This window comes from Streptomyces sp. NPDC057654, from assembly GCF_042800135.1.
GTDB lineage: Bacteria > Actinomycetota > Actinomycetes > Streptomycetales > Streptomycetaceae > Streptomyces.
Map to the genome: position 1 here is coordinate 1 of NZ_JBHVHQ010001104.1, position 2387 is coordinate 2387.

1 protein-coding gene is annotated in these 2387 nt (G+C 77.0%); it reads left to right on the top strand.

Translation table 11 applies throughout. The features are described from left to right. On the top strand, positions 1–2387 hold a 2387-nt coding region (locus ACFU99_RS40950; RefSeq protein ID WP_384403072.1), incomplete at both ends, for a hypothetical protein.

Consider the following 2387-nt stretch of genomic DNA (forward strand, 5'->3'; position numbering starts at 1 on the left):
CGCGCACGGGGCGCTGGCCATGGTGACGGCGTACGTGATGCGGCAGTTCGCCGTCGAATGGTCGTGGCCGCTGCCGCTGGCGGCGGCGGTCGCCCTGCTGGTGGTGGCGCCGACGATGGGGCTCGTACTGGACCGCGTGGTCTTCCGCCCCCTGGCGGCCGGGGAGGGCGACCAGGCCCGTTCGCTGGTGGCGTCGCTGGGCGTCTTCGTCCTCCTGGTGGGCGCGGCGAGCCTGCTGTGGGGACCGGGGGCCCGAGCGGACGCGCCCGCGCTGCTGCCGTCCGACCCGTGGGCGCAACTGGGCACGGCGGTGGCCCTGGCCGCAGCGGTAGGCGCGACCACCCGCTGGACCCCCTTCGGCCGCCGCCTGCGCGCCGTGGTCGACAACCGCTCCCTGGCCGCTCTCAGCGGCATCGACGCCGACCACGTCGCAGCGTCGGGCTGGGCCTTCGGCTCCTTCACAGCCGGCCTGACGGGCGTACTGCTGGCTCCCTACCTGCGCCTGGACCCGTACGGACTGCCGCTGCTGGTCATGGAGGTGATAGCGGTAGCGGTCCTGGCGAGAATGCGCAGCCTGCCGGTGGCTGTCCTGGCCGCCCTCGCCATCGGCGTGGCCCAGAGCCAACTGACCCGCCTCCACCCGAACGGCTGGGCGGAACCTCTCCTCCAAGCGGTCGGCGCGAATCTCTACGTGGTCGCACTGCTGGTGGCGGCCTTGGTCCTGCCGGACTGGTCGGGGGGAGGACGGGGGACCGGGCGGGGCGGGTGGCGGTACGGTCGTGGGCTCGCACGGAGGTGGCGGCGAACGGGCCGGGCGCGGCGCGGGTACGGCCGGAGGCCCGTACGACGAGACGGCGCGGGGGCCGGCAGGCGGCGGGAGCCCGCGCGGCGGATGCGACGGCGACTGCCCGCGCACGCGATGGCCCGCTGGGCAGCAGGGCGGCTACGGGCGGCCTGCGTACGGGGCCGGGGGCCTGCGGGCGCCACGACGACCGGGGCCGTCGACCGGGACCCGAGGGCCTGGACGGTGTGCGGAGTGCTGTTTCTGCTGCCGCTCGGCTTCGCGGGCACGGATCTGCATACGTCGGTGCAGGTGCCTGCGATGGGCGTGATCCTGCTGTCCCTGACCGTCGTCACGGGGCGCGGCGGGCAGCTCTCGCTCGGCCAGGCCGCGTACGCCGGTCTCGGGGCGCTGTTCACCGCGCTGCTCGCCGCCGGCCGCCTCCCCCTTCTCCCGCCGCTGCCGGAACTCCCCGCCCTGGCCCTGTCCGTGGCGTTCGTCGCCCCGCTCGGCCTCCTCACCGGCGTACCCGCGATCCGTCGGCACGGCCTCGCGCTGGCGCTGGCCACGCTCGCGATCGGGGTGGCGGTGAGCCGGTTCGTCTTCGCCCAGCCGTACGCGACCGCGGCCCTCACGCTGAGCCGCCCGGCCGGTTTCGGCGACGACCGCGCGTACTACGTCCTCGAACTGGCCATGCTGGCAGCGGCGTTGACCGGCGTGGCCGCACTGCGCCGCGGCCGGTACGGGCGTGCGCTGGCCGCGATGCGCGACCACGAGGCGGGCGCCTCCGCCGCGGGCATCGCGGTGCCCGCCCTCAAACAGGCGGCCTTCACCGCGGGCGCGGCCCTGGCCGCCCTGGGCGGCGGCCTCCTGTCCATGGGCGTCCGCGCCTTCGACCCCGCCGCCTTCGACCCGGTGCGCGGCCTCCTGTGGTTCGCCGCCTCGGTGGTACTGGGCGCGGACAGCCTCCTCGGCGCACTGGCCGCGGCGGCCCTGCTGGTCGGCCTGGACGCCGGTACGCGCGGCGGGGTGGCCGCCGCGGTGGTCGGCGTCCTGGCGGTACTGCTCGGCCGCTTCCCGCAGGGCCCGGTGGAGGCTCTGCGCCAGGCGATACGGCCGGGCGCAGACACGCTCGTACCGGCGGGGTTGCGCACACGGGCGCACCAGACCTCGGGCGCGCCCGCACCGCCGGAAACGCGTACGGCAGCGCCGCGAGACCGCGGCGTGTACGGGACGCTGCGGGCCTTGGTGCCACAGGCGGTACGGGGACCGCGTACGACAGCTCAGGAGGGCCCCGGCGCGTTCAGAACGGCGGGGACACGGGCAACAGCCCGGCCGGACCCCGGTCGACTCGCGGCGCTGGGAGCGCGCGCCGTACGGCAGGGCCCCGGCACGCTCGTACCGGCGGGGCTACGCACCTGGGCACAGCAGGCCCGGCACGCGCCCGCGCCGCCGGGACCGCGTACGACCGCCCGGCAAGGGCCTGGCGCCCTCACACCGCTGGGGTCGCGTACGCGCGAACGTATCGCGCCGTTCGTCGCGGCGCGCGTGCCCGCCCGGGGCGGCGCCTGGGCCGGCGGCACGGAAGCCCCGCGTGGTACCGCGC